Source organism: Staphylococcus edaphicus (assembly GCF_002614725.1).
Lineage (GTDB): Bacteria > Bacillota > Bacilli > Staphylococcales > Staphylococcaceae > Staphylococcus > Staphylococcus edaphicus.
Genome location: NZ_MRZN01000008.1, coordinates 21,242 through 43,731, shown reverse-complemented (window position 1 = coordinate 43,731; position 22,490 = coordinate 21,242). Strand labels below are relative to the sequence as shown.

Annotated in this window: 22 protein-coding genes; 1 reads left to right on the top strand and 21 read right to left on the bottom strand. The window is 32.8% G+C overall.

What is annotated here, in order from left to right:
* Window positions 1–133 precede the first annotated feature (133 nt).
* The 3 genes from dnaG to ccpN are packed head-to-tail and all read right to left on the bottom strand — an operon-like array spanning window position 134 to window position 3,445.
* Complete coding sequence (gene dnaG, locus BTJ66_RS06625; protein WP_099090184.1) at window positions 134–1,918, bottom strand: DNA primase; 1,785 nt, start codon at window positions 1,916–1,918, stop codon at window positions 134–136.
* Window positions 1,919–1,964: 46 nt separating this feature from the next.
* Entirely contained in the window at window positions 1,965–2,786 is an 822-nt protein-coding gene (locus BTJ66_RS06620) for a pyruvate, water dikinase regulatory protein (RefSeq protein ID WP_099090183.1), read from the bottom strand.
* A 14-nt stretch (window positions 2,787–2,800) separates the two neighbouring features.
* Window positions 2,801–3,445: a transcriptional regulator CcpN gene (gene ccpN, locus BTJ66_RS06615; protein WP_099090182.1), complete on the bottom strand. Its 645-nt coding sequence runs from the start codon at window positions 3,443–3,445 to the stop codon at window positions 2,801–2,803.
* Window positions 3,446–3,769: 324 nt separating this feature from the next.
* On the opposite strand from ccpN, the gene BTJ66_RS06610 reads away from it, so the two are divergent.
* Window positions 3,770–5,161 carry a glycine--tRNA ligase gene (locus tag BTJ66_RS06610; protein ID WP_099090181.1) on the top strand — a complete coding sequence of 464 codons (1,392 nt, stop codon included), beginning with the start codon at window positions 3,770–3,772 and terminating at the stop codon, window positions 5,159–5,161.
* Window positions 5,162–5,269: 108 nt separating this feature from the next.
* On the opposite strand, the gene recO is transcribed toward BTJ66_RS06610, so the two are convergent.
* The 18 genes from recO to lepA all read right to left on the bottom strand — a co-directional run bounded on the left by recO (window position 5,270) and on the right by lepA (window position 22,306).
* Window positions 5,270–6,028: a DNA repair protein RecO gene (gene recO, locus BTJ66_RS06605; protein ID WP_099090180.1), complete on the bottom strand. Its 759-nt coding sequence runs from the start codon at window positions 6,026–6,028 to the stop codon at window positions 5,270–5,272.
* Between the two features lie 27 nt (window positions 6,029–6,055).
* On the bottom strand, window positions 6,056–6,955 hold the full coding sequence (gene era, locus BTJ66_RS06600) for a GTPase Era (protein ID WP_099090179.1): 900 nt from the start codon (window positions 6,953–6,955) through the stop codon (window positions 6,056–6,058).
* Entirely contained in the window at window positions 6,952–7,359 is a 408-nt protein-coding gene (cdd, locus tag BTJ66_RS06595; protein ID WP_099090178.1) for a cytidine deaminase, read from the bottom strand. Before cdd ends, era begins: the two co-directional genes overlap by 4 nt.
* Window positions 7,360–7,476: 117 nt before the next feature.
* Complete coding sequence (locus BTJ66_RS06590; RefSeq protein WP_099090177.1) at window positions 7,477–7,812, bottom strand: diacylglycerol kinase family protein; 336 nt, start codon at window positions 7,810–7,812, stop codon at window positions 7,477–7,479.
* 8 nt (window positions 7,813–7,820) lie between these two features.
* Complete coding sequence (gene ybeY, locus BTJ66_RS06585; RefSeq protein ID WP_099090176.1) at window positions 7,821–8,282, bottom strand: rRNA maturation RNase YbeY; 462 nt, start codon at window positions 8,280–8,282, stop codon at window positions 7,821–7,823.
* Complete coding sequence (locus tag BTJ66_RS06580; protein WP_099090175.1) at window positions 8,283–9,230, bottom strand: PhoH family protein; 948 nt, start codon at window positions 9,228–9,230, stop codon at window positions 8,283–8,285.
* 355 nt (window positions 9,231–9,585) lie between these two features.
* Window positions 9,586–10,263: a hypothetical protein gene (locus tag BTJ66_RS06575; RefSeq protein ID WP_099090174.1), complete on the bottom strand. Its 678-nt coding sequence runs from the start codon at window positions 10,261–10,263 to the stop codon at window positions 9,586–9,588.
* A 14-nt stretch (window positions 10,264–10,277) separates the two neighbouring features.
* Window positions 10,278–11,261, bottom strand: a complete 984-nt coding sequence (gene floA / locus BTJ66_RS06570; RefSeq protein WP_099090173.1) for a flotillin-like protein FloA — start codon at window positions 11,259–11,261, stop codon at window positions 10,278–10,280.
* Between the two features lie 12 nt (window positions 11,262–11,273).
* Window positions 11,274–11,984, bottom strand: coding sequence for an NfeD family protein (locus BTJ66_RS06565; RefSeq protein ID WP_099090172.1), 711 nt, complete (start codon window positions 11,982–11,984; stop codon window positions 11,274–11,276).
* Between the two features lie 267 nt (window positions 11,985–12,251).
* Window positions 12,252–12,428: a 30S ribosomal protein S21 gene (gene rpsU / locus BTJ66_RS06560; RefSeq protein ID WP_002483157.1), complete on the bottom strand. Its 177-nt coding sequence runs from the start codon at window positions 12,426–12,428 to the stop codon at window positions 12,252–12,254.
* A 239-nt stretch (window positions 12,429–12,667) separates the two neighbouring features.
* Window positions 12,668–13,420, bottom strand: a complete 753-nt coding sequence (locus tag BTJ66_RS06555) for a 16S rRNA (uracil(1498)-N(3))-methyltransferase (RefSeq protein WP_099090171.1) — start codon at window positions 13,418–13,420, stop codon at window positions 12,668–12,670.
* A gap of 1 nt (window position 13,421) precedes the next feature.
* Window positions 13,422–14,360: a 50S ribosomal protein L11 methyltransferase gene (gene prmA / locus BTJ66_RS06550; RefSeq protein ID WP_099090170.1), complete on the bottom strand. Its 939-nt coding sequence runs from the start codon at window positions 14,358–14,360 to the stop codon at window positions 13,422–13,424.
* Window positions 14,361–14,363: 3 nt separating this feature from the next.
* Window positions 14,364–15,500 (bottom strand): molecular chaperone DnaJ, encoded by a 1,137-nt coding sequence (gene dnaJ / locus BTJ66_RS06545; RefSeq protein WP_099090169.1) that lies wholly within the window; start codon window positions 15,498–15,500, stop codon window positions 14,364–14,366.
* Between the two features lie 145 nt (window positions 15,501–15,645).
* Window positions 15,646–17,490: a molecular chaperone DnaK gene (gene dnaK / locus BTJ66_RS06540; protein WP_099090168.1), complete on the bottom strand. Its 1,845-nt coding sequence runs from the start codon at window positions 17,488–17,490 to the stop codon at window positions 15,646–15,648.
* A 54-nt stretch (window positions 17,491–17,544) separates the two neighbouring features.
* Window positions 17,545–18,156 carry a nucleotide exchange factor GrpE gene (gene grpE, locus BTJ66_RS06535; protein ID WP_099090167.1) on the bottom strand — a complete coding sequence of 204 codons (612 nt, stop codon included), beginning with the start codon at window positions 18,154–18,156 and terminating at the stop codon, window positions 17,545–17,547.
* A gap of 26 nt (window positions 18,157–18,182) precedes the next feature.
* Complete coding sequence (gene hrcA, locus BTJ66_RS06530; protein ID WP_099090166.1) at window positions 18,183–19,163, bottom strand: heat-inducible transcriptional repressor HrcA; 981 nt, start codon at window positions 19,161–19,163, stop codon at window positions 18,183–18,185.
* Between the two features lie 100 nt (window positions 19,164–19,263).
* Window positions 19,264–20,388, bottom strand: a complete 1,125-nt coding sequence (hemW, locus tag BTJ66_RS06525) for a radical SAM family heme chaperone HemW (protein ID WP_099090165.1) — start codon at window positions 20,386–20,388, stop codon at window positions 19,264–19,266.
* A 94-nt stretch (window positions 20,389–20,482) separates the two neighbouring features.
* Window positions 20,483–22,306 carry a translation elongation factor 4 gene (gene lepA / locus BTJ66_RS06520; protein WP_099090164.1) on the bottom strand — a complete coding sequence of 608 codons (1,824 nt, stop codon included), beginning with the start codon at window positions 22,304–22,306 and terminating at the stop codon, window positions 20,483–20,485.
* Window positions 22,307–22,490: the final 184 nt, after the last annotated feature.

Here is a 22,490-nt window from a genome sequence, read left to right as displayed (position 1 = left end):
AAAGGCCTCCCGAATATAATATCAAATTGATATCAAAATATTTTATAGATAAAATTAGTGAAATCTACTCAAAATATTTAATTAGTATACATCTTAGCAATCCTATAAATTTACAGAGAAATACATAAAACTTTTAATTCATTCTATTTTTATTGTGATTTACAATTTTTTCTAAATAATATTTTTGCAGTTCTAAATCACCTAATCTTGAAGCTTCTCGTAACTTTTGGTTAAGCGATTCAATCGTTTCTTCATTTCTATTAGTAGTTAATGTGTTAATATAGTCATCGATTTCATATTCATAAGGTTCTTCATTTATCATATAGTTATCTAATGATATAAATGCTTCTTTAATTTCATTGGTATCGATGTACTGTAACACGTCACTAATATTAAACGTATCATTTTCAGAGTAAAACTCGTGTAAAATATTAAATATACGCTTAAAATACTGATTTGTAAAGTCCTCAGTTTGAAGTAATTTATGAAAATTCAAGAAAGTGTCTTTATCGTTCATAAAATGTTTTAACAAAGCGCGTTCTGCTTTTTCACGCTTATTCAAATTTTGAAATTGCGGAACAACTGGTGCTTGATAACTATGAGGTTGATAATAATCTTGTTGGTGTCCTACTTCACTATTTAGACTATCCAAGCTAACTTTAAACAACTCAGATACTTCTTGCAATATCTTTTTTCGTAAAATAGTTGATTGCATCAACGAAATATCATTTGTTATTTCTTTTAAATATCTTTCGTATGCCAAATCATTATTTTCGATTTCATCTTGATGCGTGTGTATTTTATATATGATGAAGGATTTTTTCTCATGCTCAACATAATAATTAAAAGCATCTGCACCATGTTTAGCGATATATTCATCTGGATCCATATTTTTAGGAAGTTGAACTACAAATACATTAAAGCCCTGTTGTAATAAAGCTTGTCCTGACTTTAATGTAGCTTCAGTACCCGCAAAATCTCCATCAAACATTAAAGTAACATTGGTCGTCAACTTTTTAATAAAAGTGGTGTGTTCATTTGAAATCTGTGTTCCCATACTAGCGACTACTTGTTTCAATCCAGCTTGGTCTGCTTTAATGACATCCATAAAGCCTTCCAATAGGATAATTTCATCATTTTTTCTTATTGATTTTCTTGCCTTATCAACATTGTAAAGTAATCTACGTTTTTGGAAAATAGGTGTTTCTGGACTGTTTAAATATTTTGGTTCTTGATTTGTATATGTTCTACCAGAATAACCTACAGTTCTCCCTTGAGCATTCGTTAAAGGAAACATAATCCGATCGCGAAATCGATCATAATAACTGAAATTCTCTTCATTCCGTGATAAGAGTCCAGATTCATACGCTAACTGAATATCATATTCTTTTTTCTTTAAAAAATCATGACAGAAGTGAGCGTTATTAGGTGCGTAACCAATTTTCCTTGAGTCTATTAAATCATCAGTGAAACCACGTTCTTTTAGATATTTTAATGCAGCTTCACCTTCAACAGTTTTTTTCAGAGCATAATGATAATAATCTTGCATTAATTCATGCATTTCAATCATTTGTAAATCATCTGATGCAACTTGATGTCCATTAGCATATTCAGCGCTACTTTGACCTGTTTCTACTTTGATATTAACCCTGTCACCTAGTTCTTTTACTGCTTCTGCAAACGAAATATCTTTTATTTCTTGCGTAAATTGAAAGACATTTCCACCCTTTTTACAGCCAAAACAATGGCAGATTTGTTTATCTTCAGAAACTGTAAATGAAGGGGTTTTTTCATCATGAAAAGGACACAAACCTATATAATTGCGTCCTCTTTTCTCTAACTTCACATACTCACTAACTAAATCAAGTATATCCGTCTTGTCTTTTATTTCATTTATCGTGGATTGATCGATTTTCAATATTATCACCTATTAAACATTAGTTATACTATTATAATAGTTTTTGTTAATTTTTGAAATTATTTTGCTCAATTAGACTGATAATATCATTTGCTGTTTCTTCAATCGCTTTATCTGAAACATCGATTACTGGGCAACCAATCTTCTCAACTAGTTGATGAAAGTAATTAAGCTCTTCTTCAATACGTTGTTCTGTAGCGTATCTTGCACTATCACCTAAGCCAAGTTGTCTAAGTCTTTCTTTACGGATCTTATTTAATTTTTCCTCACTAATCTTTAATGCGATACATTTGGAAGCATCCATATTAAATAAATCATCTGGTGGTGTTACTTCTGGTACAATTGGTATATTCATGACTTTGTAACTTTTATGTGCTAGATATTGTGATAATGGCGTTTTAGATGTTCTAGAAATACCTAGCAATACAATGTCTGCTTTTGTCAAACCTTTTGGATCTTTACCATCATCATATTTAACTGCAAATTCAATTGCATCAATTTTTTTGAAATATGCCTCGTCTAATTGATGGACTAAACCTGGTTCAAAATAAGGTTGTTCATCAATTTTATCTAACAATATATTCATCAATGGTCCCATAATATCCACAGATTTAATTTCATATTCTGCTAATTTAGCTTCCATGTATTTTCTGATTTCTGGTTTAACGAGTGTATAAACCACTATAGCTTCAGTATCTTTGGCAACCGATATCACTTCGTCTACATTTTCTAAAGCTTCTATATAAGGATACCTACTGATTTCACTATCACATTGCTTAGGGTTAAATTGTGAAATACAAGCCCTAGCAACAAGTTCTGCCGTTTCCCCAACAGAATCTGATGCAACAATTATTTTTATATTTTCCATTTATTTAATACCACCTATTCGTTTAGTAATGATACAAAGATTTTAGTAATCGTAGTTTTAGATATACGACCTTTTACTTCATATTTACCATTATCTTTTTTTACAACGATTGGTAAAGAATCAATTTCTTTCTCAATCATTAGATTTGCAGCATGTATGACACGTTCATCTTCAAGTACAAAACTCAGATTTGGCATACGCGTCATAATAATATTAACTGGCATCGTATGTATATCATCACCAATCATTGATGCTCTCAGTAAATCTTTACGAGAACAAACGCCTATGAAATCCCCATCATTGTTAATGACAAACAATGTACTAACATCCTCTAAAAAGATGGTGCAAATTGCATCATAAAGCGACATCTCACTTTTGACGACGACAGGGTGAGATGCATAATCCTTTACAACATACTGTTTTAACTCATCAGCAATTAATTTATTCTGTGGCTTACCCGAATAATAATAACCTACTCGTGGCCGAGCTTCTAAAATACCAGACATTGTCAGTATTGCTAGGTCAGGCCTTAAAGTAGCTCTAGTCAAACTAAGACGATCAGCAATATGTTCACCTGTGATAGGCCCATTATTCTTTACAATTTCAACTATTTGTTGTTGCCTTTTACTTAGTTCTATAACACTCACCCCTTTATTCATTCTTCTTAATTATACATTGAATTTTTAATTGCTACAAATACATATATTTACTTGCTTAAAAACTACCAATACATTAAAATTGAATTTAAAGCGAGTTAAGGATAGTGAAAGCTTAACAAGTAACAATGGCTACAATTAAATGATATTTTAAAGCGAGTGTACACACTAATTTGGGTGGAACCGCGGGTTAAATTGAATCTAGTAAATAAACGCATATTTCATATATGCGATTAAAATGATTAACTCGTCCCAAGACATAGATTAAGCTTTTTGGCTTTCTCTATGTCTTGGGACGTTTTTATGTAAAAAGGAGTGTATTTTTTAATGGCAAAAGATATGGAAACTATTGTTTCATTAGCAAAACATAGAGGTTTTGTATTCCCAGGTAGTGACATTTATGGTGGTCTATCAAACACGTGGGATTACGGTCCACTAGGAGTAGAATTAAAAAATAATGTTAAAAAAGCATGGTGGCAAAAATTTATTACACAATCACCATATAATGTAGGTATAGACGCTGCAATCTTAATGAATCCTAAAACTTGGGAAGCTTCTGGTCACCTAGGTAATTTTAATGACCCAATGATTGATAACAAAGATAGTAAAATTCGTTATCGTGCAGATAAAATTATCGAAGACTATATGTTGAATGAAAAAGGCGATGAAAATTTTGTTGCTGATGGTTTAAGTTTTGATGAAATGAAACGTATTATTGATGAAGAAGGTATTGTTTGTCCTGTAAGTGGAACAGCAAATTGGACTGACATTCGTCAATTTAATCTTATGTTCAAAACATTCCAAGGGGTAACTGAAGATTCTACTAATGAAATTTTCTTGCGTCCTGAAACAGCACAAGGTATTTTCGTTAACTATAAAAATGTTCAACGTACAATGCGTAAAAAATTACCTTTTGGTATAGGACAAGTCGGTAAATCATTCCGTAATGAAATTACACCAGGTAACTTTATCTTTAGAACACGTGAATTTGAACAAATGGAATTAGAATTTTTCTGTAAACCTGGCGAGGAAATCGAATGGCAAAATTATTGGAAAACGTTCGCAAGTCAATGGCTTAAAGATTTAAATTTAAGCGAAGAAGCTACACGTTTACGTGATCATGATGCAGACGAACTATCACATTATTCAAATGCGACAACTGATATTGAATATCGTTTCCCATTTGGCTGGGGCGAACTATGGGGTATCGCTAGTCGTACAGATTTCGACTTGAAAAAACATAGTGAGCATTCTGGTGAAGACTTCCAATACCACGATCAAGAAACAGGAGAAAAATACATTCCATACTGTATTGAGCCTTCATTAGGTGCTGATCGAGTAACTTTAGCATTCTTATGTGATGCTTACGATGAGGAAGGCGTTGAAGGAAGTAAAGATTCAAGAACAGTACTTCACTTCCACCCTGCTCTTGCACCGTATAAGGCTGCAGTATTACCATTAAGTAAAAAACTATCAGGTGATGCAATCAAGGTATTTGAAGAATTAAGTGCGGAATTTTCAATAGATTTCGATGAATCACAATCTATTGGTAAACGTTACCGTAGACAAGATGAAATCGGTACACCATACTGTATCACTTTTGACTTTGATTCATTAGAAGATGAAAAAGTTACCGTTCGTGATCGCGATACAATGGAACAAATTCGTATGCCAATAACTGAATTAAAATCATTCTTAGCGGAAAAAGTTAAATTTTAATTTAATTTTAAATAGATACCATTCAAACATTGAGTGGTATCTATTTTTTTGTTGTATAAAAAAACAAGCTTAACGGACTAAAAGTACATTAAACTTGCATAATATCATTTAAGATTGATTATCTAATCTGTGTAATTGGTTTATTAATTTTTGACTTTTAAAATACATACCAGCATATTCTTTATAAAGCAAGATGACCAACGCTGACATTTCATCTACGATATCATCATGTATACTTAAAGAACTCATTTGATTAATAGGCAATTTTTGAAGAATGTCTAGTAAGTATAACGTTTTATTAGAAAGTATCATAGCATGTTGATCTTGAACGCTAACCGCTTCTGAAATAGCACCGTCGAATTTAAAGCTATAGGCAATGAGTTTAGATTGATCATGATTTTGTGTGACCACACATTTATCGAATGTTGCATTGAATCCGAAACGTGTCATACATTTTAATAGTACGACCACAGACATAAGTTGTGCAGAAATACCTTCTTTAATTTTTTCAAAGACAAAATGTAATAAATCATAACTATATTGTGAGACTTCTTCTGTCTCTAGGGAGCGATCAATTGTCTCCGCACATAGACTGGCAAAGCTACTCTCATAAATATCTAAACGAAGGTGGTAATTTTGATCAATCACGTCAATCGAACTTAATGTACCCATACCCTTCCATTTGGAATAAATAAACAAGCCATACACAAATAATTGTGTATTAGCTTGTAAGCCGTTTTTACTTTTTTTAGCTCTTCGTACCATAAGAGATACTTTTGCGCCATGTTCATTTAAAATTGTAATGATTTTATCGGATTCGCCATAATCAACTGCTTTAATTATTATTCCTTTTTGTTTGATTAACACACGAAACCACCGACTTTCGAAATAAACTTAATCTCTATCTTCCAAATAGCCCATTTGACGAATAAAGTTAACCTTATTTCGCCAATCTTTTTGAACTTTAACCCATAATTCTAAATATACTTTAGAACCTAATAACCTTTCAATATCTAAACGCGCACGTTTACCTACTTCTTTTAATTTTTTGCCACCTTTACCAATGACGATTCCTTTTTGAGAATCACGTTCCACATATATTGTCGCTTCGATTCTCACTCTATCTTCATCTTCTTTAACCATTCGGTCCACATTGACGCCAATTGCATGAGGTATTTCTTCGCTTGTTAAGTGTAATATTTTCTCTCGAATAAGTTCGCCAACTACAAATTGTTCAGGGTGATCTGATATTTGATCATCTGGGTAATATTTTGGACCTTCAGGTAGATATGATTTAATTACATTAATAAAATGATCTACATTTAAACCCTCAAGTGCAGAAATGGGCACTATTTCTGTAAAATCCATATATTTTTTATATTTGTCAATTCTTGGCATTAATTGATCGGGATGAACTAAATCAATTTTATTTAGTACTAAAAACACAGGCGTGTTAATGGTCTTAAGCATATCCATAATATACTCGTCGCCTCTACCAATATCTTCATTTACATTAACCATAAACATAATTGCATCAATTTCTGATAATGTATTTGTCGCAACACGCATCATATAATCACCTAATTTATGTTTAGGTTTATGAATACCAGGCGTATCTAAGAAAATAATTTGTGCATCTTCTTGTGTCATTACGCCTTGAATCTTATTACGTGTAGTTTGTGCTTTATCAGACATAATTGCAATTTTATGTCCGATTACACGGTTTACAAAGGTTGATTTCCCAACATTTGGTCTACCGATTATTGATATAAATCCTGATTTATGTTCTGTCATTTATTTAAATCCTTTCCAGAAAATCCTAATGGTAATAACTCACCAACCGTAGATTCAATCATTTCACCTTTATGATTGGTCATATAAACTGGCATATCATCTTCGCAGAGTTCCTTCATAACTTGACGACATGCGCCACAGGGTGATGATGGTTTATCGGCATCTACTGTTACAGTAATGGACTCGAAATCATCAGGACGATATCCATCAGCTATTGCAGAGACTAAACTTGATCTTTCTGCACAAATGGCCATTGGATAAGCTGCGTTTTCAACATTACAACCGTAATATGCTTTCCCATCTTTTGTTCTTAAATATGCACCGACTTTAAAATGACTATATGGTGCATAAGCATTTTCTTGTGCCTTTCTTACTTCTGAAAAATAATGAGGTTGGTACGCCATAGTCTTATCTCCCCTATTTAATAGTCAACATCATCAACTATAGATGTCTATATTTATATTTTGTTATAAACTTCGCTTTTTTAAGTATAAACAATTTTCATGAATTTGCACTACTATTTAAAAAACATATGGTAAAAAAATCATAAGGCCTATTAAAACAGCGATTATAGAACTGATAACAACACTAAATGCGGCAATATCTTTCGCTTTTTTAGCTAAAATATGAAAATCAGTTGTTACCAAATCTACAACAAATTCAACTGCCGTATTTATAGCTTCAAAAGCAAGTACAAGACCAATAGCTAACAAAATAAAAAGCCATTCTATTTTAGTGATATTAAACACCATGCCACAAACAATAACAATCAAGCCAATGATGAGGTGTAATAAAAATTTCTTATCTTTATTTAGTAAAACAACCATTCCTTGGAAGGCATATTTAAATCTGTTCATACGCACCTCTATTCTCTAGTTAAGCCATATGCATCCAATATTTGATCTTGACGGCCAAACATTTGGGTTTCTTCTTGTTTGTCCATATGATCATAACCTAATAAATGTAAAAAGCCATGTAATGCAAGGAAACCAAGCTCTCTCTCAAAAGAATGCCCGTATGTTTCTGCTTGCTCTTGTGCTACATCGGTACAAATAATAATATCACCCAGTACTCTCGGCATATCTAAACCGGTAATTTCGGGTTCATCTTCTTCCAATGCAAATGATATAACATCTGTGACTTTGTCTTTATCCCGATACATTTTATTTATCTCTTGAATTTCAGCTTTATCTACAAAGGTTATTGATAGTTCAGCTTCTTCTTCAATCTTTTCTTGTTCTTTTGCAAAAGTAAGTAATTTATCAATTTGTGTATACCATTCATCTTTTACTAATTCTGTATGATCACTAAAATCTATCGTAAACATTTACTCTTCTCCTTCATAACGATCAATAATTTTACTCACTAATGGATGGCGGACCACATCAGTTTGGTCTAAATGGTGAATGCTTAATCCTTTTACATTTTCTAATTTTTTAATTGCTTCTTTCAATCCACTCTTAACACCTTTTGGTAAGTCAATTTGTGTTTTATCGCCAGTGACTATCATTTTCGAACCAAAACCTAACCTTGTTAGGAACATCTTCATTTGCGCATGTGTCGTATTTTGGGCTTCATCTAAAATCACAAACGCATCATCTAAAGTTCTGCCCCTCATATAGGCTAATGGCGCAACTTCAATAATACCTCTTTCTATAAATCTAGCTGTTTGTTCTCTGCCTAAAACAGTGTTTAAGCCATCATAAAGTGGTCTTAAATAAGGATCCACTTTTTCTTTTAAGTCTCCTGGTAAAAAGCCTAAAGACTCTCCTGCTTCGACAGCAGGTCTTGTAAGAACAATACGCTTTACAGAACCCTTACGTAGCTGTTTTGCTGCATAAACAACTGCTAAAAACGTTTTCCCTGTACCTGCTGGACCTACACCAAATACTAAATCATTATGGTGCATCGCATTTACATACAAGCGTTGACCCATTGTTTTTGCACGAATGGTCTTACCAAACGCATCTTTAGTGATTTCATCTTCATATAAATCTAATAAGTATTGAATCGTACCATTTTGTGCCATTTTAACAGCTGCCTCAACATCTTTAATCGATATTGTTACACCTTGTTGTATCACTTTTAATAGATTGATTAGTACTGATTCAGCTTTTTGAACATGCTCAATTTGCTCTCCTTTTACAGCAATTTCTTGACCACGAGCATGTATAATGACATCAAATCCTTCCTCAATTGATTTAAGGTGTTCATCATTATTACCAATGAGTGCTTGTGCTTCATTGATGTCATTTATTTGAATAATTCCAGGCATATAAGTGCTCCTTTACAAATATATTCGTTTCTTCTATTTTATCCTATTAGATTTTAAGTTACAAAATGATAATATATTCATTAACCCTTTTATTAATAATATTTTCACACCATCATTATATCATGAATAATCAAGATATTATTTTAAAGTGAATTGAATAGGACTAGATTTCATTAATTTTAACAGAACATTTACATTCTATCTAATTTTATTACCAATCAAAGTGATATAAACTATAATGATATTACACATTATGCGTGATGAAATAAATTATTTTTCTTATCACTACAGTAAAAAACGCCTTATAACATCAATTTCCATTGATTTATAAGGCGTTTGAAATCATGTCATGCTATTATAATTTTCTAGGTCTTTCTAATACTTCTGACCAAATGATACCATTTACAATCTCATCATCAGCAAATCTGAATTGATCGTTTGTAGTTGAACCTTGTATCGTATGCGCATTCATAAGTTGATTCAAACGAAAACGTTTCGTTCTTTCTGATAAATATTTATCAGAAATAATTGCACGTGCTTTTCGTTCTGTTCTTTGTAGTTTTTTCTCATTCTCACGATCAATTTGTGTACGTACATCTTGAATTTGTCCCATTAAATCTGCTTCTAATTCTTTTTGCAGTTTATCATCTATTTGTTGTTGAGAACGTTTTGCTTTTTCAGCTTCTGTTTCATTATCTGTTCTCATGGTTCTTGATGTGCGTTCGGGATTAGGTGTTTCCATTTTTTCTGCACGTGTTTCAACTGGTTCAGTTTCTGCTTGACTAGGTTGAGGGGTATGACGCTTTTCACGTTCTTGTGACATAGGGTCTTCATTTAACTGTTTCTCAATTTCTTTAAATGTTTTTCCTATCTCATCTAAGAAGCCACGTTTTTGTGGTTGTCCCTCACTACCATTTTGTTTTTTGTTAACTGGTGGCTTTTGGTTTTGTCGATCTTTATGACTATTATCACTAATAGCGCTTATTATTGTCACAATCACAGATATTACAAAAATAATAATACCTATATTCATTTAATCACCCCTAATTATTTATCCGGTGATTCATCATCATTTTGATTTGTACGTTGATTAATTGAATTTCTCATACCAGTGTCAGCTTCTACGTTTTTTAGATTGTAATAATCTTTGACGCCTAAGTTACCAGAACGTAATGCCTCAGCCATTGCTAGTGGTACTTCGGCTTCAGCTTCTACAACTTTAGAGCGCATTTCTTGTACTTTTGCTTTCATTTCTTGTTCTTGTGCTACAGCCATTGCACGACGTTCTTCAGCTTTGGCTTGAGCAATATTCTTATCTGCAAGTGCTTGTTCAGTTTGTAAATCAGCACCAATGTTCTTGCTAATGTCAACATCAGCAATATCAATAGATAAGATTTCAAATGCAGTACCAGAATCTAAACCTTTACTTAATACAGTCTTAGAAATATTATCTGGATTTTCTAAGACTTGGGTGTGATGTTCACTTGAACCAATAGTTGAAACGATACCTTCACCAACACGAGCGATAATTGTTTCTTCACCAGCACCGCCGACTAAACGAGCAATGTTTGCACGAACAGTAATACGAGCTTTTGCTTTAACTTCGATACCGTTCATTGCCACACCAGCAATAAATGGTGTTTCAATTACTTTGGGGTTAACTGACATTTGGACTGCTTCTAACACGTCACGTCCAGCTAAATCAATAGCAGCTCCACGTTCAAATGGTAAATTTATATCTGCTCTTTGCGCTGCAATATTTGCATCGACAACGCGGTCAACATTACCTCCTGCTAAGTAATGTGATTCAAGTTGATTTGTAGTTAAATGTAAACCAGCTTTATGCGCTTTAATTAAAGGTGAAATAACTTTACGTGGAGAAACTCTACGTAATCTCATACCTACTAAAGTACCGATACCGACTTTTACACCGGCAGCAATAGCTGAAATCCACAATCCAACTGGAACAAATGAAAATAATAACAACAGTGCTAATACTACAATTACGACGATTATAATTAATCCGATCATACTTTCTCTCCTTTATGATTCGATTTCTCTTACAACGACTCTTGTACCTTCAACCTCTAAGATAGTTACTGGTTTATTTCTTAAAATAAAAGAACCATCTGAAACAGCATCGATACGTTCATTGTTAAATGAAATAATTCCTGCTGGTCTTAAATCTGTTGCTGTAGTTGCAGTTTGCCCAACTAAATGAGAGCGATCTTCATGTGAAGTGTATCCTGCCTCTGCATTTGTAGAGTCTTTCAGTACAACCTTGTCTAAAAATGGAATTTTCCGTTTGAATATTTTCACAAGTATCACCCACTCAATAATAGATAAGATTAATGCAAAGACAACATTTGCAATCATGAAGATCAAATCGTCTCCTAAAGTAATAATACTGAAAATAATGAATGCCATACCGATGATACCGATAATTGCGCCAACAACAAACAGTTCAATTATTACTAATAAGACACCTACGGCAAAAAGTATTACAGAATAGAAATTGACGTCGCCTTTCACAAAAAAGCCTAAGAAAAATATCAAAAGTGCTATTGTTGATATGATACCGACTATATTGATCTTATTAGAGTATAATTGGTATAAAAAACCAAGAAAGATAATACATGTTAAAATTAATGCACCAATTGGATGCACTATAAAACTAGCTATATCATCAATCCAATTTCCATCTTCGACAAAATTGGAAGAAAAAATTGTATGTAAACTACTCGAAGGAATCACTCTATCACCTCGCTCTCACCTTGATTATACATGAAACTAATCTGTGATTATACCGTTTACACAATAAAATCCCATTATCTTTAAATAAATTTTCATTTTTATCTTTTGATTCCACAACTAATATAAATAAATATTGTTTACTTATATATTGAGGTTAAAAATGTAATTTAAATTTTTTCATAATAATAGCCTTAGCTGTATACTACAACTAAGGCTATTATGGTTTATAATTAATGTTGGTGTTGAGGGAGTCAACGAAACTATTAATTATTTGAATTTACGTTTACGTGCAGCTTCTGATTTCTTTTTACGCTTAACGCTTGGTTTTTCGTAAAACTCACGTTTACGTACTTCTTGAATAGTACCGCTTTTAGAAACTGTACGTTTGAAACGACGTAACGCATCTTCAAGTGATTCGTTCTTTTTGACTACTGTTTTAGACATGTGTATTTCCCTCCCTCCAAATATCAACGAAACTTTATTATCAATACATAGTATTAACCATGTATAAACTAGTATAATATATCTAATTAATGTGGTCAATTACTAAAATTCACATTTTTTGATTTTCCATCATTTCAATAAATACATTGTTATATCAATTCTGACGATATTCATTTAGACAAACAATAATAATATGAATACATTTGAAAAAAGTATTTTAATATAATGCATTCGTCAATTTAGCTTAATAAATCTTTTTCGTAGCTGATGGCACTTAATACATACAACGGCGCGGTTTCGGCTCTTAATATTCTTGGACCAAGACCTACATTGTACGCATGTTCGTTAAATAATGCTAATTCTTCTTCTGCTAATCCACCCTCAGGTCCAAAAATTACTAAAATACGGTCATTATGTTGAAATTGTTTTATTACTTTTTTAAAGTTACTAACTTCACCTTGTTTAGCGGCATCTTCATATGCTATTAAAATATAATCATAGGCAGCAACTTGTTGAAAAACTTCATTTAAAGATGCTTGATAATTAATATTCGGTATTACTAATCTATAACTTTGTTCGGCTGCTTCTTTGATGATTTTTTGCCAACGTTCTATTTTCTTTGCAATTTTATTTGCAGTAAGTTTTACTACTGAGCGTTTCATACCTACAGCAATAAAGGCACTTGCACCTAATTCAGTTGCCTTTTGTAGCATCCATTCATATTTGTCTGCTTTGATCAAGCCGCTACAAATAGTTATATTTTGAGGTAATTCAGTATCAATATTTATACGTTCTTCTAAAGTAACTGTTACTTTAGAAGAAGTAATATTAACAATTTTACATTTATAAACATAGTGATCTGCAAATGTAATAATAATATAGTCATCTATTTGAAGCCTCATTACATTTGAAATATGATGAATATCACCTTCATCGTTTATACAAAAACGCTGATTTATATCAGCGTTTTGATTGATAAAATATCTTTGCATGTCAATCGCTCACTTTCTGTCCGACAACACAAACCCAACTATTGTCATGATTGATAGCGACAATTTTAAAACCACTGTGTTCCATATGGTCAACAATAGCCTCATGTTTTTCTTCTATAATACCTGAAGTTATAAAATAACCGCCTTCATTAAGTGTATTATAAGCATCCTCAATCATTTCTTCAATAATATGAGCTAAAATATTAGCGATGACAACATCAAACTTTTCAGTTTCTTCTTTCAATAAATTACCAGGAACTGCTTCAATAGCATTTTCACAGTTATTTTTTTGGAAATTTTCTTTAGCCACCCTTACAGCCATTTCATCTACATCAAGTGCTTTTATACGTTTAACACCTAATAAGTATGCTGCAATACTAAGTATACCTGAACCTGTACCAACATCTATAACTGAATCGCTAGACTTCACAAATACTTCAATTGCTTTTAGACACATACCAGTTGTCGGATGATCACCTGTCCCAAATGCCATACCCGGATCAAGCTCAATACATAATTCAGCGTCGTCTACTCGTTGGTATGTTTCCCAACTCGGTACAATAGTAAATCTTTCAGAAGCCCGGAAAGGATGAAAATAATGTTTCCATTCATTCTCCCAATCTTGTTCTCTAATGATTTGCTCCTCATAGCTAAATGCCTTAAGGTCAAGATTATCAATTCTTCTTATAGATTCTACTAATCTTTGTTTAAAAGCTTCTGTATATATAATTTCATTAAAGTATGCTTTAATTCTAACACCTTGAGCTGGGTAATCATCTGCATTTAAAGCATATATTTCACCATACTTATCTTCAAAGGTACGCGTTAAATCTTGTGAATCTTCTATAACAACACCATTTGAGCCATAATTTTCAAGTATATTGGAAATTATGGGTGACACCTCATGGTTAGCAACGATTGCAACTTCAGTCCAGTTCATAGGTTATTCTCCTTTGAAGAATCTTTTAGCTTTATCTCTAAAATTTGACGGTTGCTCTGAAATTTCCTCACCATCAATTTCCGCAAATTCTCTAAGTAATTCTTTTTGGCGCTCACTGATTTTTGTAGGTGTTACGACATTAATATTAATAAATAAATCGCCATAACCATAACCGTGAACATTTTTTATTCCTTTTTCTTTTAGGCGGAATTGTTTTTCAGTTTGAGTACCCGCAGGTATCGTCAACATAACACTGCCACTTAATGTTGGAACTTTAACCTCATCACCTAATGTAGCCTGAGCGATGCTAATATCTAGAGAATAATAAATATCATCACCATCTCTTTCGAATTTCTCTGATGGTTTAACTCTAAATACAATGTATAAATCACCTTGAGGTCCACCATTTTCACCAGGTGCACCTTCACCAGCTAATCTGATTTGTTGCTCATTATCTACACCTTCAGGAATTGTTACACTAATTTTAACATTTTTATTTTCAGTGCCTTTACCGTGACATGTTGGGCATGGTTCTTCAAATTCTTGACCTGAACCACTACATACTGGACAAACTTTTTCTGTTCTAACTCTACCAAGGATGGTATTTTGTTCAACAGAAACATGGCCTGAACCACTACAGTAATGACATGTTTTTTTCTTTGTACCAGGTTTAGCACCTTCACCATCACACGTATGACAAGCGACATCTTTACGAATTGAAATTTCTTTTTCACTACCAAAAACTGCTTCATCGAATGTGACAGTCATTGTGTATTGTAAATCGTCACCTTTTCTTGGTGCATTTGGATCACGCTGTTGTCGACCGCCTCCGAAGAATGAACTGAAAATATCTTCGAAACCGCCACCGCCGAATCCACTAAAGTCTTGACCGCCAAATCCTTGGCCACCAAAACCACCTTGTGGTCCGTCGTGACCAAATTGGTCATAATTTGCACGTTTATTGTCATCACTTAAAATTTCATATGCCTCTGAGATTTCTTTAAACTTCTCATCAGCACCTTCTTCTTTATTAATATCTGGATGGTATTTCTTTGATAATTTACGATAAGCCTTTTTAATTTCATCTTTAGAAGCGCTTTTGCTTACACCTAAGACTTCATAATAATCTCTTTTGGCCACTTTTATCTCTCCTTTTACGGTTTTATTAAATCTTTATAAAAAAGGAAAAAGTCAAAGCCAATGTTCAATTGACTTTGACTTAATTTGGCTAAGCAATTGTGTCATATATTTCTGTTGAAAACAATTAATTAGTCAATGACTTCACTTATTTTTGCTTATCTTCGTTGTCATCATCTTTAACTTCTTTGAAGTCTGCATCTTCAACATTGCTATCTTGAGAAGCATTTGCTTCTTCACCTTGAGCTTGTTGTTGTGCTTGTGCAGCTTGTTCGTAAACTTTAGTAGATAAGTCTTGAACTACTTTTTCTAATTCTTCTTTTTTAGCTTTGATATCTTCAATATCTTCGCCTTCAAGCGCAGATTTTAATGCTTCTTTTTTGTCTTCTGCATTTTGTTTATCTTCATCGCTGATGTTTTCACCTAAGTCAGAGATTGTTTTTTCTACTTGGAATACTAAACTATCTGCTTCATTTCTTAAGTCACTTTCTTCGCGACGTTTTTTATCTGCTTCAGCATTTTCTTCGGCATCTTTAACCATACGATCAATTTCATCGTCTGAAAGTGCAGAGCTAGATTGAATTGTAATATTTTGCTCTTTATTTGTACCTAAGTCTTTTGCAGTTACGTTTACAATACCATTTTTATCGATGTCGAATGTTACTTCGATTTGAGGTACACCACGTGGTGCTGCTGGGATATCAGTTAACTGGAATCTACCAAGTGTTTTGTTATCTGCAGCCATTGGACGTTCACCTTGTAATACATGAATATCAACTGCTGGCTGGTTGTCAGCTGCTGTTGAGTACACTTGTGATTTAGATGTTGGGATAGTAGTATTTCTTTCAATAAGTGTGTTCATACGGCCACCCATAATTTCAATACCTAATGATAATGGTGTTACGTCTAATAATACCACATCTTTAACATCACCAGTGATAACGCCACCTTGAATTGCTGCACCCATAGCAACTACTTCATCTGGATTTACACCTTTATGTGGATCTTTGCCAACTTCTTTTTTAACTGCATCTTGTACTGCTGGTATTCTAGTAGAACCACCAACTAAGATAACTTCATCGATATCAGAGCTTGATAAACCAGCATCTTTCATTGCTTGACGCGTAGGTTCCATAGTTCTTCTAATTAATGAATCTGCTAACTCTTCAAATTTAGAACGAGTTAAAGTTAATTCTAAGTGTAATGGGCCATTTTCTCCTGCTGAGATAAATGGTAATGAAATTTGTGTTTGAGATACGCCAGATAAATCTTTTTTAGCTTTTTCTGCAGCGTCTTTAAGGCGTTGTAAAGCCATTTTGTCTTTAGACAAGTCTACGCTATTTTCTTTTTTGAATTCTGCAACTAAATGATCAATAATCACTTGGTCAAAGTCATCTCCACCAAGTTTGTTATCGCCTGCTGTTGAAAGTACTTCGAATACACCGTCACCTAATTCAAGGATAGATACGTCAAACGTACCGCCACCTAAGTCAAATACAAGTACTTTTTGATCTTGTTCAGTTTTGTCTAAACCATATGCTAAAGCTGCTGCAGTAGGTTCATTGATAATACGTTCAACTTCTAAACCAGCAATTTTACCTGCATCTTTAGTAGCTTGACGTTCACTATCATTGAAGTAAGCCGGAACTGTAATAACTGCTTTATCTACGCTTTCACCTAAATAATCTTCGGCAGTACTTTTGAGGTTTTGTAAAACCATTGCTGAAATTTCTTGTGGTGTATAAGATTTACCGTCAACATCAACTTTGTAATCAGTACCCATATGACGTTTGATAGATTGAATTGTGTTTGGATTAGTAATTGCTTGACGTTTTGCAACTTCGCCTACTTGAGTTTCATCATTTTTGAATGCAACTACAGATGGAGTTGTTCTAGCGCCTTCAGGGTTTTGGATTACTTTTGGCTCATCACCTTCTAAAATTGCAATACATGAATTTGTTGTACCTAAGTCAATACCTATTACTTTACTCATAAATAAATTCCTCCTAATATGTTTGATAATTTGGTGTTTTCAACAATAAACGAATTATTGATTTACTTTAACCATTGAAGGTCTTAAAACTCTTTCTTTCAACTTGTATCCACTTTGTAGTTCTTGCGTAATTTGGCCTGACTCAAAATCAGGATTATCATCTTGAACTACTGCTTGATGCACATTTGGATCAAATTGTTGACCTTCAGTATCAATTTTTTCTAAACCGTTATTTCTTAAGGCATTTAATAAACTTTCATGAACCATTTCTACACCTTTTTTAAGTGATTTAAATTGTTCATCTTCACCTTCAATTTCTAAAGCACGCTCTATGTTATCTATTGTAGGTAAGATATCATTTAATACATCTTGTGCTTTATATTCTTTCATTATTTGGTTTTCTTTTTGGATTCTACGCTTATAGTTTTCAAATTCAGCATATAATCTCAAATATTTTTCTTCATTTTCTTTAACATCATTTTTTAATTGTTGAATTTCTTCATCTTTAGGATCTACGTCTTCTGTAATCTCTTGCGAATCGTCATCCTGCAGATTATCTTGTGATGTTTCTATAGTTTCATCAGTATTTTCAACTGAATCGCTTTGTGAAGTTTCGTCATTAACTTCTTCGTTCTGATCAAAAACTGATTCATTTCGTTCTGTCATATTCTGCCCTCCAGTACAATTCTTAATTACCAAATCGTATTCAGTAATCGTATTACGTTCTGATAATTCATTGCCGTTGGTCCGATAACCGCAATTTGACCTTTAAGTCTATCGTCAATGTGATATTCACTTGTTACGATAGAAATATCACTCAAACTTGATTCTATTTCATGACCAATTCTTACATTAATCGATGAATTAGACATTTCATCAAGTAGCTGTGTGATTTTGTTCGACTCTAGATATTGTAGAATCGGTTGAATAGATGATACGTTTGATTCATTCAACGCATCTATGAGTTTAACCTTTCCGCCCATAAAAATGCCATTACTTTGATCATCAAAATGTACATCAATCATATTCATCATTTCTTTAATAAAATCTTTTTCTATTTCAGATTTTACGAAAGCATTTAATTCATTTTCAAAATGATGGTTGTTCCATTCATTATATTTAGCAGTTACAAAATTGGAAATTTTGGTTAGTTCCTCATTGGGCAATGGAACTTTAGATGCTAGATGTAAATGTTCAACATGACCCGATGAAAATACAACCACCATAATAACCAAATAAGCATTAGCTCTAATCAAATGGATATTATTGATTATGTCTTTTTTATGATCCGGACGCATTACCAGCGTTGTATATTGCGATGCAATCGAAAGTTCATTAGCAAAATCACTCAATGTAGATGAAATGTCATAATGATTTTCAATTAATAAATCTTTTAAACGCTGCATTTTAGTTTGTTGTTGATGAGATGTTTCTTTTAATAATCGATTCACATAATATCTGATTCCTAATTCTGATGGGAATCTTCCGGATGAAGTATGTGTTTTTTCTATTAGTTCGAGATCTTCTAATTGTTTCATCTCATTTCTAATAGTAGCAGGGCTAACATTTAATTTGTGTCGTTCAATCAGTGTTTTGGAACCAATTGGCTGACCTAAATCAACATAATCTTCAACAATTGCATTTAATATGCTTAATTGTCTATCACTAATCATGTTTTCACCTCATTAGCACTCCTTTGTTTCAAGTGCTAATTATAATTTATCAAATTGGTCAAAGTAAGTCAATGTTAAAGCTTTGGTTTTTAATAAAAATTTAGACATTTAATAAAAATGACTCAAACACTACATTTCCTATAACCTTTCCTCTTTCTGTCATTGAAATAAATCCTTGTTTATCGACAATGAGCTCTCTTTGAATTAAATCACCAATCGTTTCACCATATACTGTTTCAATAGCTAAATTAAACTTTTCATTAAATCTAGACTTATTAACACCCTGGTTCATTCTTAATCCTAAGAACATTTCTTCTTCCATTTGCTCTTCTTTCGTTGGTCGCGTGGAATTTAATAGGGGTCTCTCATTATTCTTAATTTTTTTAATATAGTGATTCACCGGATTAACATTACTATAACGTTCACCATCAACGTAACCACTTGCACCTGCACCAAAGCCATAATAGCCTTCATTTTTCCAATATACTTTATTATGCTCTGATTCATGACCTATTTTACCAAAATTGGAAATTTCATATTGATGCAATTCAGAATGTTGCATACGTTCTAGCAAATACTCATACATTTCCTCGCCAATATCTTCGTTAGGTATTTTTAACTTTCCTTTTTTATACATATTATAAAATTGAGTTTTAGGTTCTAGAATAAGACCATAACTCGATATATGATCAATATCCATAGCAAGCGCCTTCTCTAAACTATCTTTAAAGTCATCTATAGTTTGTTTTGGCAAGTGATACATCAAGTCTAGACTTATAGAAGGTATACCTACTTCTCTAGCATTTGTCACTGCTTGGTAAATATCTGATGTGTTGTGTGTTCTACCTAGAATTTCCAAAAGTTCCGGTTTAAAAGTTTGAACGCCCATTGATAATCTATTAACTCCGAAGTCTTTTAACAATTGAACTTTTTCCAATGTTAATTCATCTGGGTTTGCTTCAAAACTAAATTCTCCCTTGATTTCAAAAATATTAGTAATAGCAATTAGTAAACGTTTCAGTTGTTCGTAACTAAGAGCCGTTGGCGTACCTCCACCAACAAAAACTGTTTCTAACACCTTAGTCTTACTGCCCTGCATTTCTTTTATTAAGCAGTCTAAGTATTCATCTACCGGTTGGTTTTGAATAAAATATTTATTGAAATCACAATACGTACATATTCTTACACAAAAAGGAATATGTATATAAGCACTTTTCACTTCCATATTGTGGCTCACCCACTTTCATTATGAAACTTGATTTATCATAAAAACTGGGCCATAAATCTTTTGGATTTAAGGCCCCAATTTATAAATTATATTAATCTTCATCCATTTTTAGTACAGCAAGGAAAGCATCTTGTGGTATTTCTACATTACCAACAGCTTTCATCTTGGCTTTACCAGCCTTTTGTTTTTCTAATAATTTTCGCTTACGAGTAATATCTCCACCATAACATTTAGAAAGTACATTTTTACCCATAGATTTAATATTAGTTCTTGCAACAATTTTTTGTCCTACAGCTGCTTGCACTGGAACTTCAAATTGCTGTCTTGGAATCAATGTTTTCAATTTATCAACTAGCACTTTACCACGTTCATAAGCAAACTCTTTATGAACAATAAAGCTTAAAGCATCGACTTTTTCGGCATTTAGTAAAATATCCATTTTAACTAGATCACTTTCTTTATTATCAATAAATTCATAATCAAAAGAAGCATAACCTTTGGTATTGGATTTTAGTTGGTCAAAGAAGTCAAATACTACTTCTGACAAGGGAATTTCATAAATAATATTCACTCTAATATCATCCATATACTCCATATTTATAAATTGACCACGTTTACGCTGACACAATTCCATTACTGCGCCAACATAATCATTTGGAACCATCATTGTAGCTCTAACAAATGGTTCATAAATTGTTTCTATTTTATCACGATCCGGCATATTAGCAGGATTATCAACGGATACTTCTTCACCGGTTTTTAAAATACATTGATAAATTACAGATGGTGCTGTTGCAATTAATTCAATACCAAATTCACGTTCAATTCGTTCTTGAATTATTTCCATATGTAACATACCTAAGAAACCAGTACGATAACCAAATCCTAGCGCTTGTGAAGATTCAGGCTCGAACTCTAAAGAGGCATCATTTAATTGAAGCTTTTCTAAGGCTTCTCTCAAATCATTATAATCTTTATTATCTATTGGGAATAATCCGCAAAATACCATTGGGTTCATTTTTTTATAACCTTGCAGTGCTTCTTCGGCTGGTCTTTCTGCATGTGTGATTGTATCACCTACACGAGAATCATCAACATTTTTAATATTAGCAATAATATAACCTACATCGCCAACAGTAAGTTCTTCAACAGATAACTGTTTTGGCGTATTGATTCCTACTTCAGTTACTTCAAACTCTTTGCCAGTAGCCATCATTTTTATGCGATCTCCTGCTTTAACTATACCTTCCATGACACGTATAGAAGAAATGACACCTCTATATGGGTCATATTCGGAATCGAAAATCAATGCTTTTAATGGTGCTTCTGGGTCACCTTCTGGCGGCGGTACGACTTCGACAATTTTTTCTAAGATATCTTCTATACCAATATTTGATTTCGCACTAGCAAGAACGACATCTTCTTTATCAAGTCCAATCACATCTTCTAATTCTTGTTTCACACGTTCTGGCTCAGCTGCAGGTAAATCGATTTTATTGATAACTGGTAAAAGTTCTAAATCATTATCAAGTGCTAAATAAACATTAGCTAGAGTCTGCGCTTCAATTCCTTGTGCTGCATCTACTACTAAAATCGCACCTTCACATGCTGCAAGTGACCTAGACACTTCATATGTAAAATCTACGTGTCCAGGTGTATCAATTAAATGGAATGTATAAGTTTCTCCATCTTTTGCTTCATACTTTAATCGTACTGCATTTAATTTTATTGTAATACCACGTTCTCTTTCTAAATCCATAGAATCTAACAATTGTGATTGCATATCTCTTGTTTCAACTGATTTAGTATTTTCTAATATTCTATCAGCTAATGTAGATTTGCCGTGGTCTATATGTGCGATAATAGAAAAGTTTCTTATATTTTTGCGTCGATTATAACGATCTTGTTTATCCATGTATTATCCTTCTCACTTTCATAATTCTAGCCCGTTTATATGTATGACATTCTTTGATATAATAACGTTTTTACAAGTTAATTGCAAACTTGCAAAACATTCATCTTCGATAAAGTAATATTTCAAATTTTTAATTTACTCTTATTGCTAGAGTTTAATAAGTAAATAATCAATTTCTCCACAC

Bases quoted from the DNA above. Each gene is read 5' to 3' on its own strand.
- hemW (WP_099090165.1), bottom strand. From the start codon at position 20,388: ATGGAAGTGAAAAGTGCTTATATACATATTCCTTTTTGTGTAAGAATA.
- BTJ66_RS06620 (WP_099090183.1), bottom strand. From the start codon at position 2,786: ATGGAAAATATAAAAATAATTGTTGCATCAGATTCTGTTGGGGAAACG.
- cdd (WP_099090178.1), bottom strand. From the start codon at position 7,359: ATGGCGTACCAACCTCATTATTTTTCAGAAGTAAGAAAGGCACAAGAA.
- floA (WP_099090173.1), bottom strand. From the start codon at position 11,261: ATGATCGGATTAATTATAATCGTCGTAATTGTAGTATTAGCACTGTTG.
- BTJ66_RS06610 (WP_099090181.1), top strand. From the start codon at position 3,770: ATGGCAAAAGATATGGAAACTATTGTTTCATTAGCAAAACATAGAGGT.
- BTJ66_RS06555 (WP_099090171.1), bottom strand. From the start codon at position 13,420: ATGCAAAGATATTTTATCAATCAAAACGCTGATATAAATCAGCGTTTT.
- prmA (WP_099090170.1), bottom strand. From the start codon at position 14,360: ATGAACTGGACTGAAGTTGCAATCGTTGCTAACCATGAGGTGTCACCC.
- era (WP_099090179.1), bottom strand. From the start codon at position 6,955: ATGACAGAACATAAATCAGGATTTATATCAATAATCGGTAGACCAAAT.
- dnaK (WP_099090168.1), bottom strand. From the start codon at position 17,490: ATGAGTAAAGTAATAGGTATTGACTTAGGTACAACAAATTCATGTATT.
- BTJ66_RS06575 (WP_099090174.1), bottom strand. From the start codon at position 10,263: ATGAATATAGGTATTATTATTTTTGTAATATCTGTGATTGTGACAATA.
- BTJ66_RS06590 (WP_099090177.1), bottom strand. From the start codon at position 7,812: ATGAACAGATTTAAATATGCCTTCCAAGGAATGGTTGTTTTACTAAAT.
- ccpN (WP_099090182.1), bottom strand. From the start codon at position 3,445: ATGAATAAAGGGGTGAGTGTTATAGAACTAAGTAAAAGGCAACAACAA.
- ybeY (WP_099090176.1), bottom strand. From the start codon at position 8,282: ATGTTTACGATAGATTTTAGTGATCATACAGAATTAGTAAAAGATGAA.
- lepA (WP_099090164.1), bottom strand. From the start codon at position 22,306: ATGGATAAACAAGATCGTTATAATCGACGCAAAAATATAAGAAACTTT.
- hrcA (WP_099090166.1), bottom strand. From the start codon at position 19,163: ATGATTAGTGATAGACAATTAAGCATATTAAATGCAATTGTTGAAGAT.
- BTJ66_RS06580 (WP_099090175.1), bottom strand. From the start codon at position 9,230: ATGCCTGGAATTATTCAAATAAATGACATCAATGAAGCACAAGCACTC.
- rpsU (WP_002483157.1), bottom strand. From the start codon at position 12,428: ATGTCTAAAACAGTAGTCAAAAAGAACGAATCACTTGAAGATGCGTTA.
- grpE (WP_099090167.1), bottom strand. From the start codon at position 18,156: ATGACAGAACGAAATGAATCAGTTTTTGATCAGAACGAAGAAGTTAAT.